14 protein-coding genes are annotated in these 14900 nt (G+C 68.1%); 2 read left to right on the plus strand and 12 right to left on the minus strand.

Annotated elements, in window-relative coordinates:
- Window positions 1–669: 669 nt before the first annotated feature.
- The 12 genes from ACFORO_RS41620 to ACFORO_RS41675 form a co-directional block, all read right to left on the minus strand.
- The gene (locus ACFORO_RS41620; RefSeq protein WP_377870401.1) at window positions 670–1338 is read right to left on the minus strand and encodes a hypothetical protein; all 669 of its coding nucleotides are present in this window, start codon (window positions 1336–1338) and stop codon (window positions 670–672) included.
- Window positions 1317–2522 carry an MCE family protein gene (locus ACFORO_RS41625; RefSeq protein ID WP_377870400.1) on the minus strand — a complete coding sequence of 402 codons (1206 nt, stop codon included), beginning with the start codon at window positions 2520–2522 and terminating at the stop codon, window positions 1317–1319. Before ACFORO_RS41625 ends, ACFORO_RS41620 begins: the two co-directional genes overlap by 22 nt.
- Window positions 2522–3574, minus strand: a complete 1053-nt coding sequence (locus ACFORO_RS41630) for an MCE family protein (RefSeq protein ID WP_354739363.1) — start codon at window positions 3572–3574, stop codon at window positions 2522–2524. Before ACFORO_RS41630 ends, ACFORO_RS41625 begins: the two co-directional genes overlap by 1 nt.
- Window positions 3571–4569, minus strand: a complete 999-nt coding sequence (locus ACFORO_RS41635) for an MCE family protein (protein WP_377870399.1) — start codon at window positions 4567–4569, stop codon at window positions 3571–3573. Before ACFORO_RS41635 ends, ACFORO_RS41630 begins: the two co-directional genes overlap by 4 nt.
- Window positions 4566–5549, minus strand: a complete 984-nt coding sequence (locus ACFORO_RS41640) for an MCE family protein (protein WP_377870398.1) — start codon at window positions 5547–5549, stop codon at window positions 4566–4568. Before ACFORO_RS41640 ends, ACFORO_RS41635 begins: the two co-directional genes overlap by 4 nt.
- A complete protein-coding gene (locus ACFORO_RS41645; protein WP_377870397.1) occupies window positions 5546–6547 on the minus strand; it encodes an MCE family protein in 1002 nt (333 codons plus the stop codon). Before ACFORO_RS41645 ends, ACFORO_RS41640 begins: the two co-directional genes overlap by 4 nt.
- Entirely contained in the window at window positions 6544–7785 is a 1242-nt protein-coding gene (locus ACFORO_RS41650; RefSeq protein ID WP_377870396.1) for an MCE family protein, read from the minus strand. The genes ACFORO_RS41645 and ACFORO_RS41650 overlap by 4 nt, the downstream gene beginning before the upstream one ends.
- Window positions 7782–8624 carry an MlaE family ABC transporter permease gene (locus tag ACFORO_RS41655; RefSeq protein ID WP_377870395.1) on the minus strand — a complete coding sequence of 281 codons (843 nt, stop codon included), beginning with the start codon at window positions 8622–8624 and terminating at the stop codon, window positions 7782–7784. The genes ACFORO_RS41650 and ACFORO_RS41655 overlap by 4 nt, the downstream gene beginning before the upstream one ends.
- Window positions 8624–9397: an MlaE family ABC transporter permease gene (locus ACFORO_RS41660; RefSeq protein ID WP_009074192.1), complete on the minus strand. Its 774-nt coding sequence runs from the start codon at window positions 9395–9397 to the stop codon at window positions 8624–8626. The genes ACFORO_RS41655 and ACFORO_RS41660 overlap by 1 nt, the downstream gene beginning before the upstream one ends.
- Before the next feature lie 290 nt (window positions 9398–9687).
- Window positions 9688–10500, minus strand: coding sequence for an alpha/beta fold hydrolase (locus ACFORO_RS41665; RefSeq protein ID WP_377870394.1), 813 nt, complete (start codon window positions 10498–10500; stop codon window positions 9688–9690).
- Window positions 10500–11495, minus strand: coding sequence for an LLM class flavin-dependent oxidoreductase (locus ACFORO_RS41670; protein WP_354739377.1), 996 nt, complete (start codon window positions 11493–11495; stop codon window positions 10500–10502). The genes ACFORO_RS41665 and ACFORO_RS41670 overlap by 1 nt, the downstream gene beginning before the upstream one ends.
- 40 nt (window positions 11496–11535) lie before the next feature.
- Entirely contained in the window at window positions 11536–13659 is a 2124-nt protein-coding gene (locus ACFORO_RS41675) for a HelD family protein (protein ID WP_377870393.1), read from the minus strand.
- A 125-nt stretch (window positions 13660–13784) separates the two neighbouring features.
- Between ACFORO_RS41675 and rsmD the strand changes: the two genes are divergently transcribed.
- Together rsmD and coaD are read left to right on the plus strand one after the other, a co-directional pair.
- On the plus strand, window positions 13785–14351 hold the full coding sequence (gene rsmD, locus ACFORO_RS41680) for a 16S rRNA (guanine(966)-N(2))-methyltransferase RsmD (RefSeq protein ID WP_354739381.1): 567 nt from the start codon (window positions 13785–13787) through the stop codon (window positions 14349–14351).
- Between the two features lie 52 nt (window positions 14352–14403).
- Window positions 14404–14886, plus strand: coding sequence for a pantetheine-phosphate adenylyltransferase (gene coaD / locus ACFORO_RS41685; protein ID WP_344285825.1), 483 nt, complete (start codon window positions 14404–14406; stop codon window positions 14884–14886).
- Window positions 14887–14900 lie beyond the last annotated feature (14 nt).

The following is a 14900-nucleotide window of genomic DNA, read 5'->3' on the forward strand; positions in this document are numbered from 1 at the left end:
TGAATTTGGATTCGGAGAGGGGAGTTTGGACCGGTTCGGTGGCGGTGGGTGGTTGATGGGGATTGGAGGTTGGTGCGGACTGCTCGGGAGTTGAGCCGGTGGGTGACGGGGCGGCTTCCGCGGTGGTGGGCGGGTGAGCGGCTGTGTTGGCTGGCTGGGCGGTTTCGGCTGAGGTAAACGCCTCGCCAGTATTGGCTGGCTGGGTGGCTTCTGCCGTGGCAGGCGCGTGGCCGGTGTTGGGTGGTTGGGTTGCTTCGGCTGCGGTAGGTGCCTGGCCGGTGTTGGGTGGTTGGGTGGCTTCTGCCGTGGCAGGCGCGTGGCCGGTGTTGGGTGGTTGGGTTGCTTCGGCTGCGGTAGGTGCCTGGCCGGTGTTGGGTGGTTGGGTTGCTTCGGCTGCGGTAGGTGCCTGGCCGGTGTCGGGTGGTTGGATGGCTCCGGCAGCGGTAGACGCGTGGCCGATGTTGGCTGGCTGCGCGGCTTTTGCTGCGGCGCACGCCCGGCCCGTCTGGGCTGGCCGGGCCGTTTCGGCCGCGGCAGGCATCTCACCAGTACTGGCTGCACCCGGCTGAGTGGCCTCGGCGGAAGCGGCGAGCGGGTCTTCGGATGAGGTTGTGTCAGCGGGGAAATCGGCAGGTCCAGTGCGTGACTTCGACCGGCGCGGAGTGAGTTTCATGATCCGGCGACCCCCAGCTGCTCCAGGGTGCTGAGTTTCCAGCCTGACGCCGTGCGGGTCAGGGTCGCGGCCAGGCGGGTCCGGCGGATGGGCTGGGCGGCGCCGTCCTTGGACACGGTGATTTCCACTGACGCGAGGAGTTTCGCGGTACCGGCTTCGGAGTCCAGGTCGGAGAGTCCGGCGTCTAGGACGTGGCCGGTCGTCGCGGAGCCGTCGGGTGGGACGTTGCCGGGCAGGGTTGTTTGGAGGGCACCGGTTGTCGCGGCTTGCCAGCGGGCCAGGTCCTGATCTCGGTGGTGGGGGTCGAAGGTAGTGACGGTGGCGATCAGGGTTCGGCCAGCCGCCACAGCTTCGTCTCGGGTCGCGCCAGCGGTTGAGGTCGGGGCGGTTGCGGCGTCGTGCCACGACCAGGCTGACCAAGCGGCGAAAGCGGTGGCTGCGGTCAGGGCGATTCCGGCGACCCACGTCATGGTGCGGCGGGACTTGGCGGTCGAGCTGTCTTCGTCGACGGGTGGGCTGTCGGCAACTGAGTCGACGGCGGGGGAAATGGCGGTGGGACGCTCGGAGTCGTCGATGGGACGGGAATCGTCAACCTCAGCACCAGAAGCGGCATTACCGGAAGAAGCCACCTCCGGCGACACCTTCAGTTTCCCCGGCGTAGCCACAGCATCTCCTCCAGATCAGTCGACGTCGGAAGCCCGCCAGCCACCCCGGAGAGACCCCCGGGCTTGGCAGGTTCCGGTACCCCGGCATGCTGTGCGTTCTGCGAACCGCGCACCGAGGACGGGTCTCCGGCGGGCAGGGTGCAGGCGGCGGCGGTGTTGAACGGGAGCACCGGCAGGTCCACGCTGCTGCGGTACTTCGTGCTCTCGTAACCCTTCCGGCACGGAGGCGGGTCGAAGAACGTCAAGGCCAACGACAGTTTCCCGCCGTCGGGGGTGATCGCCGACGACGTCGCGGCCACGGTTTTCGGCAGAGTCACCAGCAGTTGCTCCAGACCGTCGGTTCTGGCGCTGAAGACGTCGGCCGTCGTGAGCAGGTTTGCCATCAGGATGGGCAGGCCTGGGCTGGTGTCCCGCAGCAAGCCCGTCACCTGGGTAGCGGCGGGCGGGGCGGTCGCGATCAGTTTCCGCAGGTCGCCGTCGGAGGACGCTAGCTGCGAGGCGAACAGGCGGGCGTTTCGGCTGAAGTCTCGCCACGCGGTCGAGGAGGCGGCTTGGGTTTTCAGGACCGTCGAGCCGTCATCGATGAGTTTCACCGTCGAGGGCAGATGGCTGGAGGCGGAGTTGGTGAAGGACCTCGCGGTGTCCATCAGCAGTTGCAGATCCGGGCCGCTGCCTTGCAACGCGTTGTCCAGTTCGTTCACCACGGTGCGCAGGTCCTCTGTCGGGACCGAAGCGGTCAGGGAGTCCACATCGGACAGGAAAGTCTGCACGGGAAGCGGCAGAGCGGTTGCGCTGCGGGGGATTACGCTGCCGTCCTCCAGAAAAGGCCCCTGGTCGGTTGAAGGTTGCAGGTCGACGTATTGCTCGCCCACCGCGGAACGGTTCGCGACGATTGCGCGGGAGCGTGAAGGGATCGGCGGAGAGGAGGTGTCCAGCAGCAGGTCCGCTTCCATGCCGTGGTCGGTCAGGCGCAGTTGACCGATCCGGCCGACGGCCACGCCTCGATAGGTGACCTCGCCGTTGGTGAAGATGCCGCCGCCTTCCGAAAGCTCCAGGCGGACGGTGTAGGTACCGGCACCGAGAAGGCGGGCGATTCCGGCGTATTTCGCGCCAACGAAGGAAGTCGCGGCCAACGCGACGATCACGAAGGCGATGACCTGGATCCGGATCCGTCTGGTGAGCATCAGTGGCCCCCAGGCGAGAGCGGCAGGGTCGGGAGCCCTGGTGGGACGCCTTGGCCAGGTGGGGGCAGCGGGACGCCGGGGCCGGGAACCATCGAGGCGTAGACGTTCACGTAGTCGCCCTTGATCGCGTCCAGCACGGGGTCGGTGAACGGGAACGAGGGCAGGATTTCCAACGCCTTGGGCAGGTTTTGCCCGGCATCGGCCAGCCGGCGCAGGATGGGGGCGAGCGCGCGCAGGTCGGCGGCCAGGTCGTCGCGGCTCTTGTTCGTGACGTCGGTGGCCACTGTGGACAGTTGGTCCAGCGATTGCAGCATCGTCACCAGCTGCGGCCGCTGGTCGGTGAGGGTCTTCAATCCTGGCGTCAGGTCGGTGAGGGCATCGGCGATCTGCGAGTTGCGGTCGGCCAGCGTCGCGGAGAGGTGGTTGAGGCCGTCCAGCGCGGCGGTGATGTCGTGGCGGTGGGCGTCGAGGTTCGTCATCAGCTGGTCGACTCCGGCGAGGAAGCTGCGGATCTCTTCCTCGTTGCCGTCCATGGCTTTCGTCAGTTCGCGGTTGATCGTCTGCAGCTGGCCGATTCCGCCGCCGTTGAGCAGCAGCGACAGTGCGCCGAAGATCTCCTCGAACTCCGGGTTGCGGTTGGTTCGCGACACCGGGATGACGGCTTTGTCGCCCAACTGGCCGGAGGGGGACGTGACCGGTGCGGCCAGTTCGACGAATTTCTCGCCCAGCAGTGAAGATTGCCGCAACCGCGCGACGGCGTTCGCGGGCAGGCGGACGTCGCCGTTGACGGCCAGGACGGTTTCGGCGGTCCAGCCGTCGGAGCCCAGCCGGATCGATTGGACGCGGCCGACGGGGACGTCGTCCACCTTCACCGCGGCCTGCGGGACCAGGTCCAGGACGTCGGCGAACTGGACGGTGATCTCGTACGGATGCGCGCCGAGGTCCGCGCCGCCGGGCAGCGGGAGGTCGTAGACGCCGTGGAAACCGCTGGGTGCCGCGCAGCCGGCGAGCGTGCTCACCGCCAGTGCGAGGAAAAGCCGTCGCGCCTTCATCGGCCGCCTCCCGTCACGGCCGCGTCCGTCGTCGGCAGCGGCAGGTACTCCAGCAGATCGGAGCGGCCCTGTAGACGTCCGGTGGCGGGGTCGACCGCGTTCAGTACGTTCTGGGCGGCCAGCGGGGCGACGTCCAGCGCTTCGGCCAGCGAGGCGCGTTGGTCGACCAGGATCTGCGTCGTCTTGGCCAGTTTGTCTACATTGGACTTGATGGCAGCCCGGTTGTCCCGGATGAAGCCCTGGACGGAGGCGAGCGCGCCGGCCAGCGAGCGCAGCGCGTCAGAGAGTTCGAAGCGGTTCGCGGCGAGGGTGTCGGACACTTTGGCCAGCTGCTGGTTCACGTCCGCGACCTGGTGATCGTTCGTGGCGAGCATGGTGGTGAACTTCTGCAGCTCGTCGACCGTGCCGAACAGGTCCGAGGAGTTGCCCGCCAGCGTGCGCGCGAGGCGGGCGAAGTCGCGGACGGAGGTGTTGAACGCCTTGCCGTTGCCGTCCAGGTTCGCCGCGCCCGTCCGCAGAAGATCCGACAACGCGCCGTTGGAGTTCGCGCCGTTCGGGCCGAGTGCTTTGCTCAGCGTGTCCAGGCTCGAGTACAGCTGGTCCAGCTCCACCGGCGTGCCCGTGCGGTCGGTGCCGATCACCGCGCCGTCGGCAAGGCGCGGGCCGCCCCGGGCGAGTTTGCCCAGTTGGACGTAGCGGTCCGCGACCACGCTTGGCGCGATGACCAGCGCGGTGGTGTCTGCGGCGACCGGGATGTGCGGATCTACCGATAAGTCGACACGGACCTGCTCGCCCTGCGGGAGCACTGCGGTGACCTCGCCGACCTTGACCCCGAGCACCCGGACGTCGGATCCGCTGTAGACACCGACGGCCCGCGAAAAGTACGCCGTGACGCGGTATCGGCCCGATCCGGAGAACACCCACCACAGCACGCCGCAGACCACCAAGGCCATCACCAGCAGGAAGACGACGAAACGGTATGCGCGCGTGGTCATTTCGCGCCTCCTCTCGGCGGGATGCACGGATCGCGGTTCTCCGGGATGAGGCCGCACAGGTAGCTGTCGAGCCAGCGGCCGTTGCCCGCGGTGTTGTTCAGCACGCGGAAGTACGGCCCGGCGAGTTTGAGGCTTTGCGTGAGGTTCGCGTCTTGGCGTTGCAGCAGGTCGGTCACCTGGTCGAGCTGCTTCAACGCTGGCGCGAGCTGCGCGGTGTTGTCCGAAACCAAGCCGGACAGCTGCTTCGCGAGCTGCTGGGTTCCGACGAGCAGCTGGTGGATCGCCTCGCGGCGGTGGTCCAGTTCGGTGAGCAGCAGGTCGCCGTCCTTGACGAGCTTCTCGAAGTCGTCATTCGAATTGGCGAGCGTGGTGGTGAGTTTGCGCGCGTTGGCCAGCAGTTCGGCGATCTCGTTGTCGCGCGACGAGACCGTCTTCGACAACGCGCTGAGCCCGTCGAGCGCGGTGCGGACGTGCTGCGGCGAATTGCGGAAGGTGTCGCTGATCGTGGAGAAGCTGGTCGCGAGCTGTTTCGTGTCGATCGCGCCCGCGGTGTCGGCGAGGCCGTTGAACGCGTCGGTCACGTCATACGGGGTCACTGTGCGGTCGCGCGGGATGGGCTGGTCCGGGTTCTGTTCCGCGCGGCCGGACGGGTCGAGGGCGAGGAATTTCCGGCCCAGCAACGTTTTGATCTTGATCTGCGCCGACGTCCGGTCGCCGATCCAGGCGTTCTTCACCCGGAAGCTGACCAGCACGTGGTCGTCGTCGAGGTCCACTTGGGACACCTCGCCGACCTTGATCCCGGCGATCCGCACCTCGTCGTCCGCCTGCAGCCCGGCGGCCTCGCCGAATTCGGCCTGGTAGGTGGTGCCGCCGAGGAACGGCAGGTTGTGGTAGTTCAGCGTGCCGGTGAGGATCGCGGCCAGCGCGACGCTGCCGACGATTCCCAGCACGAGCGGATTGCGCTCCCGGAACGACTTCACGCGCCACACCTCGCCGCGGTCGCCGCCACTCCGCGCGGCGGCGAAGTTTCCAGGACGGCCTTGCACAAGTAGAAGTTCATCCACGAGCCGTACGACCCGAGCGTGCCGATGCGGTCCAGCTTCTTCGGCAGCGTGGTCAGGGCCTTGTCCACGTCGGCTTCCCCCTTGTTCAAGTTCTGGGTCAGCGCGTCGAGACCGGAGACGCTGTCCTTCAGCCCCGGCCGGATTTCGGTGAGCAGCCCGCTGGTGGACTGCGTCAGCTCGGCCAGGCCGGACACCGCGTCGCCGATCGCCGTGCGGTCCTCGGCGAGGCCGGACACGAGCTGGCGCAGGGTCGACACCAGCGTCGCGAGCGAATCCCCCTTGCCGTTCACGGTTTTCAGCACCGAGTTCAGGTTGCCGATCACCTCGCCGATCACGCGGTCCCGGCTGGCGAGGGTGCTGGTGAGCGATCCGGTGTGCTGCAGCAGTTCGGTCACTGTGCCGCCTTCTCCCTGCAGCACTTGGACAATCTCGCCGGAGAGGTCGTTGACGTCCTTGGGCGACAGGGCTTGGAAGAGCGGTTTGAAGCCGTTGAACAGGTCGGTCAAGTCGAGTGCCGGAGTTGTGCGGTCGAGGGGGATTTCGCCGTCCGGAGGCAACACCCCGGCGGCGGCGCGGGGGCGTTCCAGCGCGAGGTAGCGCTGGCCGACCATGTTGCGGTACTTGATCACCGCGGTCACGTTGGCGGGCACCGTGCGGCCGTTCTCGAGCGAGAAGCTGACGTGCGCGCGGTTGTGATCGATCACCCCGAGGTCTTCGATCTGCCCGACCTTCACTCCGGAAATTCGCACGTCATCGCCGACATTCAACGCGGTGGCATCGAGGAAAGTGGCCCCGTACCGCTGGCTTCCGCCGACCGAACCGCCGGTGATCGACAACGCGAGAACGACTGTCGCGAGGACCGTGACCAGGATGAAGATCAGGCTTTTGACCAGGGGAGCGGCAAGGTTTCTCACTTCGCCGTCACCTCCGTTCCGCGGTAGAGCGGGCCGACGAGCACGCTGCTCCAGGTCGGCACGTCAGCGGTCGACATGCCCAGCGACGGCGCGATCAGCGGGGCCAGGAACTGCTGCTCCTGCGGGGAATTCGCGATGCCGAGGTCGCCGGTCGAGGGCGTGGTCGCCGGAGTTCCGGCGCTCGGCACGACCCCGCTCGGGTAGCAGCGCGGGCCGGTCTTTTCGGTGTAGGCGGGCGCGTCCTTGCCCGGCACGTATTTCCCGCGCGACTGCGACACGGTGACCTCGACGTGCAGGCCAGGTTCCTTCGATCCGGCGCCGAGGATCCGGTCCATCGACGGTTTCATGTCGGTGAGCGCCTGTAGAGTGCAAGGGAAGCTGGGGGAGTACTTAGCGCCGATTTCGAGCGGACGGCGGCTGTCCGCGGACAACGCGATGATGTTGTTCCGGTTCTGCCGCAGGAACGTCGTGAGGTCTCGCGACGACGTCGTGACCTGCTGATACAGCGAGCCGAGGTCCGTGCGCTTCGCGTCGACCGTGCCGAGGGTGACCGACGAATCGGTGAGCGCGTCGAGCAGATCGGGTGCGATGTCGCCGTACATCCGGGTGACGGTGGCGAGGTCGCGCACGTTGCGGTCCAACTGCGGCAGGTTCGGGTTGAACCGTCGCAGATAGTCCGACGCGGTCGCCAACGTCTGGCCCAGTTGCGCACCGCGGCCTTGCAACGCCGTCGAAACCGCGGTCAGCGTGGTCGCGAGTTTCTGCGGCTGGACGGCCTTCAGCACCGGCAGCAGGTTGTCGAAGACCCGCTCCAGTTCGATCGCGTTCGCCGACCGGTCCTGCGAGATTACGTCTCCGGCCCGCAGGGGGCGCTTCCGGCCAGTGTCCGGAATGGACAGTTGGACGTACCGTTCGCCGAAGAGGGTCTTGGGCACCAGCAACGCGGAAACGTTGACCGGCAGCCATTTCACCTGCTCCGGGTCCAGCGCCAGCGAGATCTCCGCGCCCCCGCGGATCGCGTGCACACCCCGGATCTCGCCGACCACGACGCCGCGCGCCTTCACCTGCCCGCCCGCGCGCAGCTGGTTGCCGACGCGGTCGGCCTGCAGCGTCACCGGGACCGTGGTGGTGAAGTCCTTGTTGTAGATCTTCACCGTGAGCAGCACGAACGCCGACAGCGCCGCCAGGAACAGCACCCCGGCGGTGCGGACTCGGGTCTTGTGCCAGCGCCGGTTCATCCGGCCACCTGGACGGTCGTCGTGGCACCCCAGATGGCGAGGCTGAGGAAGAAGTCCAGGACGCTGATCGCGACGATCGCCGTCCGCACCGCCCGCCCCACCGCGACGCCGACGCCTGCCGGACCGCCGCTCGCGCGGAAGCCGTAATAGCAGTGCGCGAGCACCACGACGACGCTGAAGATCAGCACTTTCCCGAACGACCACAGCACGTCGCCAGGCGGCAGGAACAGCAGGAAGTAATGGTCGTACGTGCCCGCCGATTGCCCGAAGCCCCACACCGTGACCTGCCGCGACGCGAGATACGACGACAACAGCCCCACGGCGTACAGCGGAATCACCGCGACGAACCCGGCGATCACCCGCGTGGTCACCAGATACGGCACGCTCGGGATGCCCATCACCTCGAGCGCGTCGATCTCCTCCGAGATCCGCATCGCGCCCAGTTGCGCGGTGAACCCGCAGCCGACCGTCGCCGACAACGCCAGCCCAGCCACCAGCGGCGCGATCTCGCGCGTGTTGAAGTACGCCGAAATGAACCCGGCGAACGCCGACGTGCCCACCTGGTTCAGCGCCGAATACCCTTGCAGCCCCACGACAGTCCCGGTCGCGACGGTCATCCCGACCATCACGCCGATCGTCCCGCCGATCACCGCCAGCGCGCCGCTGCCGAAGCTCACCTCGGCCAGCAGCCGGACGATCTCGCGCAGGTACCGGCGCACCGCGCGCGGCACCCAGCCGAGCGCGCGCAGGAAGAACAGGATCTGGTCGCCGAGAGTGTCGAGGAAGCCGAGTCTGCGGTCGATGGCTTCGAGCACGCGCGTTGGGGTCGGGGTGGCCATCAGCTTCCCTTCGGCGGCACGAGCTGGAGGTACACCGTGGTGAGGATCAGGTTCAGCACGAACAGCAGCAGGAACGTGATGACGACGGACTGGTTCACCGCGTCGCCCACGCCCTTCGGCCCGCCGCGCGGGTTCAGCCCGCGATAGGACGCGACGACCGCGGCGACGAACCCGAACAGCAGCGCCTTGATCTCGCTGATCCACAGGTCGGGAAGCTGTGCCAGCGCGGAGAAACTCGCCAGGTACGCGCCCGGCGTGCCGCCCTGCATGATCACGTTGAAGAAGTAGCCGCCGAGCACGCCGACCACGCTGACCATGCCGTTGAGGAACACCGCCACGCCCATCGCGGCCAGCACGCGCGGCACGATCAGGCGCTGGATCGGCGAGACTCCCAGCACCTCCATCGCGTCGATTTCCTCGCGGATGGTGCGCGAACCGAGGTCCGCGCACATCGCGCTGCCGCCCGCGCCCGCGATGAGCAGCGCGGTCACGATCGGGCTGGCCTGCTGGATGATCGCCAGCACGCTCGCCGCGCCGGTGAACGACTGCGCGCCGATCTGCGTGGTCAGCGACCCGATGTGCAGCGCGATCACGGCGCCGAACGGGATCGACACCAGCGCGGTCGGCAGGATCGACACGCTCGCGATGAACCAGAACTGCTGCACGAGTTCACGGAACTGGAACGGACGGCGGAACGTCAGCCGGACGACGTCGAGCCCCAGTGCGTAAAGCCGGCCGGTCTGGTGCAGTGCCGCGGCGCCGGGAAACGCCATCGCCCGACCTCCCAGCAATTTCCGGGCACGGCGGAATGCCCGCCGAACGCCCGTTCCGGTGCTGATCCGTTTGGCGGACCGGGACGGAAGCGAAAGCGTCGGCGGGGTTACCGTGCGGTTTCGTTACTGGTCAGTACGCTAACGAGGGCCTTGCCCGCAGACAAGAACTTGCCCCGTCCTGCGGGGTCACGGCGTCGTAACCGCCGAATTCTTGTGCGGTTGTGACAACTGCGGGGAATGCGGTTGTCAGTGCCGGAAAATAAATACCGGTGCGGCGGTTTCCGGATATTTCAGCGGGCGAGCCAGCGGTGCAGCGAAGCGGTCAGCGCCTCGGGTGCGTCGAGCTGGATGAGGTGTCCGGCCGAACGGACCAATTCCAGCCCGGCACCCGGGATCATCCCGGCGAGCCGGTGCGCGCGGTCGACCGGGATCCAGGTGTCCTCGGTGCCCCACACGACGAGCGTGGGCACGCTGACGTCGCGGTAGCGCGGCTCGATTTCGTCGGTGTACCGCTGATCGGCCTGCGCGATCTGCCGGTAGAAGGCCGCCTGTCCAGACGAACCGAGCCACGGCGTGACAAGCATGTCGTGCGCTTCGGCGGACAACGGACGGTGGGCGGCACCGGCGATGTACTCCCGCACCAGTGCCTCGTGCAGGTTCGGCGGCAACTGTGCGAACACGTCCGCGTTCTCCGCCACCAAACGGAAGAATTCCGAACCCCACGGTGCCAGCGCGACGACGTCCACCAGCGCCAGCGACCGATAAGCCGCGCCGTGCAACAGAAACGCGCGCAGGCTGACCGCGCCGCCGTAGTCGTGCGCCACGACGTCCGGCTCTTCGAGACCCCAATGGTCTAACAGCGCGGCGAACGTCTCGCCCTGCGCGGCCAGTGAGACGTCCTGGCCGTCCGCCATCGTGGAACTGCCGTAGCCGGGCATGTCCCACAGGTACACGGTGAAGTCCTGCGCGAACGTCGAAGCGATCGGCTCCCACAGCTTCGACGACCACGGCGTCCCGTGACAGAACACGAGCGGCGGCCCCGCACCCTGTCGGGACCACCGCACCTGTTGCCCGTGCTTGCCCTGCCAGTCGAAGACCTCCATCAGCGCTTCAAGTCCGCGACGATCTCGTACGAACGCACGCGGTCCTCGTGACCGTGCACCATCGTGGTGATCATCAGCTCGTTGGCGTCGGTGTCGGCCAGCAACTGGTCCAGTCCCTTCCGGACGCTCTCCGGCCCGCCGACGATGCTCGACCCGAACCTCTCGGCGAGGAACGCGCGGTCCATTTCGGTGTACGGGTACTCGGCGGCGTCCTCCGGCGTCGGCAGCGCGATCGGGCGGCCGCGGCGGAGGCTGAGGAAGGTCAGCCCGCTCGGCCCGGCCAGATACTCCGCGCGCTCGTCGGTCTCGGCGGCGATCACCTGCACGCCCAGCATCACGTACGGCTCCGAAAGCACCTCGGACGGGCGGAAGTTCTCGCGGTACAGGCGCACCGCCGGAATCGTGTTCTCGGCCGCGAAGTGGTGCGCGAAGGAGAACGGGAGCCCCAGCCGTCCGGCCAGCTGCGCGCTGAAGCCGGACGAACCCAGCAGCCACACCGGCGGCTTGTTGCCCTCGGCGGTGACCGCGTTCACGCCGCGCGCCGCGTCCGGCTCGAAGTAGCTGATGAGCTCCATCAGGTGCTCGGGGAAGTTCTCCGCGGACAGCCCGCCCGGCCCGCGCAGCGCGAGCGCGGTGCGCTGGTCCGTGCCCGGCGCGCGGCCGATGCCCAGGTCGATCCGGCCCGGGTGGAACGCCTCCAGCGTGCCGAACTGCTCGGCCACCACGAGCGGCGCGTGGTTCGGCAGCATGATCCCGCCGGAGCCGACGCGGATGCTCTCGGTGGCGTCCGCGACGTGCCCGATCAGCACCGCCGTGGCCGAGCTGGCGATGCCGGGCATGTTGTGGTGCTCGGCGAGCCAGTACCGGTGATAGCCCAGCCGCTCGGCGTTGCGGGCGAGATCGAGCGTGTTGCGCAGCGCCTCGCCGACCCCCTTCCCTTCGGAAACGGGGGAGAGGTCGAGCACGGACAGCGGCACGTCAGGCAGGGAGGTCACGTACAGCCGTAACGCGCGCGGCCGCGATTCCCTTCCCGCCTCACGCGTGCGGCAGCCAGTCCGGGTTCGAGGCGAGCACGATCAGCTGCTGCGTCGCCCGGGTGAGCGCGACGTACAGCACGCGCCGCCCGGTCGAGGACTCGGTGACCAGGTCCATCGGCTCGACCAGCACGACCGCGTCGTATTCGAGGCCCTTCGAATCGAGGGACCCGACGACCTTGAGCCGCTCGTCGGTCTGCCCGGCGAGCCAGCCCTCGACCTCTTCGACGCGGTCCATGGCGGTGATCACACCGACCGTGCCCTCGACCGCGCCGAGCAGTTCCTTCGCCGCGGACTGCGTCGCGGTGACCAAAGCGGCCTGATCGACCGGACGGACCTCCGGCTCGATCCCGGTGGTGCGCACGGCCTTGGGCAGCTCGTCGGCCTGTGCGTGGCCGGCCACGACCTTCGCCGCCAGGTCGAAGATCTCCGCCGAGTTCCGGTAGTTCGTGCGCAGCGTGAAGCGCCGCCGCGTGGTCTTCACGCCGAACGCCTGGTCGCGCGCCTGCGCCGCCTCGTCCGGATCCGGCCACGAGCTCTGCACCGGGTCGCCCACGACGGTCCAGCTCGCGTACTTGCCGCGACGGCCGACCATCCGCCACTGCATCGGCGAAAGGTCCTGCGATTCGTCGACGACCACGTGCGAGTACTCGTCGTAGTGCTCCGGGCGGTGCGGTGCGCCTCCGGAACTGCCGCGCTCCGGGGCCACCTCGACCACGGTCTGGCGACGGCGCCGCTTCGGCTCCGGCCCGACCAGCACGCGCAGTTCGTCCAGCAACGCGATGTCGGCCACCGACCAGCCGCGCGAACGGTCCGCGAAGTCGGCCGCCAGCAAGCTGATCTCGGTCCGGTTCAGGATGCCCTTCGACGCCGCGGCCAGCCGTTTCTCGGCGCCAAGCCACTTGAGCACCTGCGCCGGGTACAGCGTCGGCCACCACACCACGAGGAAACGGTGGAAGTCGATGCGCTCGCCGAGATCGTTGATCAGCTCCGCGCGGTCGCTCTCCTTGCCGTCCGCCTTCGCGTACTCCTCGGCCTTGTCCGCGAGCGCGGCGAGAAGCAGCTCTGCCACGCGTACGCGCGACCGGTTCGGCGGCGCGCCCTGCGTGTGTGCCTTGCGCCGTACCTTCTCCAGCTCGCGCGCGGTGAGCTTCAGGACTTCGCCGCGGTAGACGATCTTCAGCTCCGTCGGCGCTTCGGGCGGGGTGTCGCGCAACGCGCGCAGAAGCACCTTCCGCATCCGCAGCGAACCCTTGATCGCGGCCAGCGCGGCTGTGTCCTGTCGCGTCGCTTCGAGACCGTCGAGCACTTCGCCGAGCGCGCGCAGTTCGACGTTCGTTTCGCCCATCGACGGCAACACACGCGAGATGTACGTGGTGAAGACGCCCGAAGGGCCGATCACCAGCACTCCCGCGCCGCCGAGCTGACGGCGGTGCCGGTACAGCAGGTACGCCGCGCGGTGCAGCGCGACAGCCGTCTTGCCGGTGCCCGGACCGCCGGTGATCTCGGTGACCCCGCGCCACGGCGCGCGGATGACGTCGTCCTGTTCCTTTTGGATCGTGGCGACGATGTCGCGCATCTTCTCGCCGCGCGAGCGGCCGAGCGCGGCCATCAGGGCGCCCTCGCCGACGATCTGCATGTCCTCGGGCACGGCGTCGGCGATCAGCACGTCGTCGTCCACGTCCAGCACCGTCTGCCCGGAGCAGCGGATGACGCGGCGGCGCACGACGTCCATCGGCTCTTCGGCGGTGGCCTGGTAGAACGCGGCGGCGGCGGGCGCTCGCCAGTCGGTGACCAGGTTGTCGAACTCGGTGTCGCGGATGCCGAGGCGGCCCACGTAGATGTGCTCGCGGTCGAGGTGGTCGAGCCTGCCGAAGACCAGGCCCTCGTACTCGGCGTCGAGCGTCTGCAGGGTCTGGTTCGCGTGGTAGACCATCATGTCGCGTTCGAACAGCATCGACGCCTGCTCGAAGATCGCTTCGCGCTGGGCGCCTTGGCCCAGCTCGTAGCCCTTGGCCCGCATCGCCTCGGCCTGGGTCCGCAGCTCGGCGAGCCGCGTGTAGACCCGGTCGACGTGTGCCTGCTCGACGGCGATCTCAGCCCGTCTCACCCGGGGTTCCGACACGCAACGCTCCCTTGAACACCATGACTTCGCCTCTGGAGGGCGAAGAACGACTCTACGCGCCCGCGCGCGAGGGTTCGGCAAGTCCTGCCCAACGCCACATCGCGACCTTGGGCGAAGATGGCCGGGTGACGAGGATCGTGGCCGGGAAGGCGGGCGGGCGGCGGCTGAAGGTGCCGCCCAAAGGCACCCGCCCGACGTCGGAGCGGGTGCGGGAAGCGCTGTTCAACGCCCTAGAAGTGGCCGGTGAGCTGGACGGAGCCCGCGTGCTCGACCTCTACGCCGGCTCGGGCGCGCTCGGTCTCGAAGCGCTTTCGCGAGGTGCAGCGGACGCGTGGTTCGTCGAAGCCGACCGTAAGGCGGCAGACGTGCTTCGCGGCAACGTCGCCGATTTACGGCTAGGCGGCACAGTGCGCGCGGGCCAGGTCGAGACGGTCGTCGCTGCTCCTGCGTCGGTGCAGTTCGACGTTGTGCTCGCAGACCCGCCGTACGCGGTCGATGCTGCTTCGCTGGGCACAGTGCTCGCTTCGTTGCACAGTGGTGGCTGGCTCGCGGACGGCGCGTTGACGGTGATTGAACGGGCTGCGCGCGACGGTGCTCCAGACTGGCCGTCGACGTTTAAGCCGCTTCGCGACAAGCGCTACGGCGACACCGCGCTGTACTGGGCGGAGTACGACAGCTCATCTGAGGTGTGACGCAGTCGTCACGAGTGCGCGCGCGACCGCGTGGCTTGATAGCGTCCGCGCCATGCGGCGTGCGGTCTGTCCCGGTTCTTACGATCCGGCCACCAACGGACATCTCGACATCATCGAGCGTGCTTCGGCGCTCTTCGACGAGGTTGTCGTCGCGGTGGGGGTGAACAAGAGCAAGAAGGGCCTCTTCAGCGTCGAGGAACGCATGGAGATCCTGCGCGAGATCACCGCGAAGCTGCCGAACGTACGGGTCGATTCGTGGCAGGGCCTGCTCGTGGACTACTGCCGCGACAACGACATCGCCGCGGTCGCGAAGGGCCTTCGCTCGGTCAGCGACTTCGACTACGAGCTGCAGATGGCTCAGATGAACCGCGAGCTCACCGGCCTCGAAACGCTGCTGATGGCCAACAACCCCGCATACGGCTTCGTGTCCAGTTCGCTGGTCAAGGAGATCGCGGCGCTCGGCGGCGACATCGAGAACCTGGTGCCGCCGGTGGTGTACGAACGCCTCGTCGCGGTCTACGCCAAACAGGACTGAGCACCCCGGGACTG

The organism is Amycolatopsis halotolerans (assembly GCF_042647905.1).
Lineage (GTDB): Bacteria > Actinomycetota > Actinomycetes > Mycobacteriales > Pseudonocardiaceae > Amycolatopsis > Amycolatopsis halotolerans.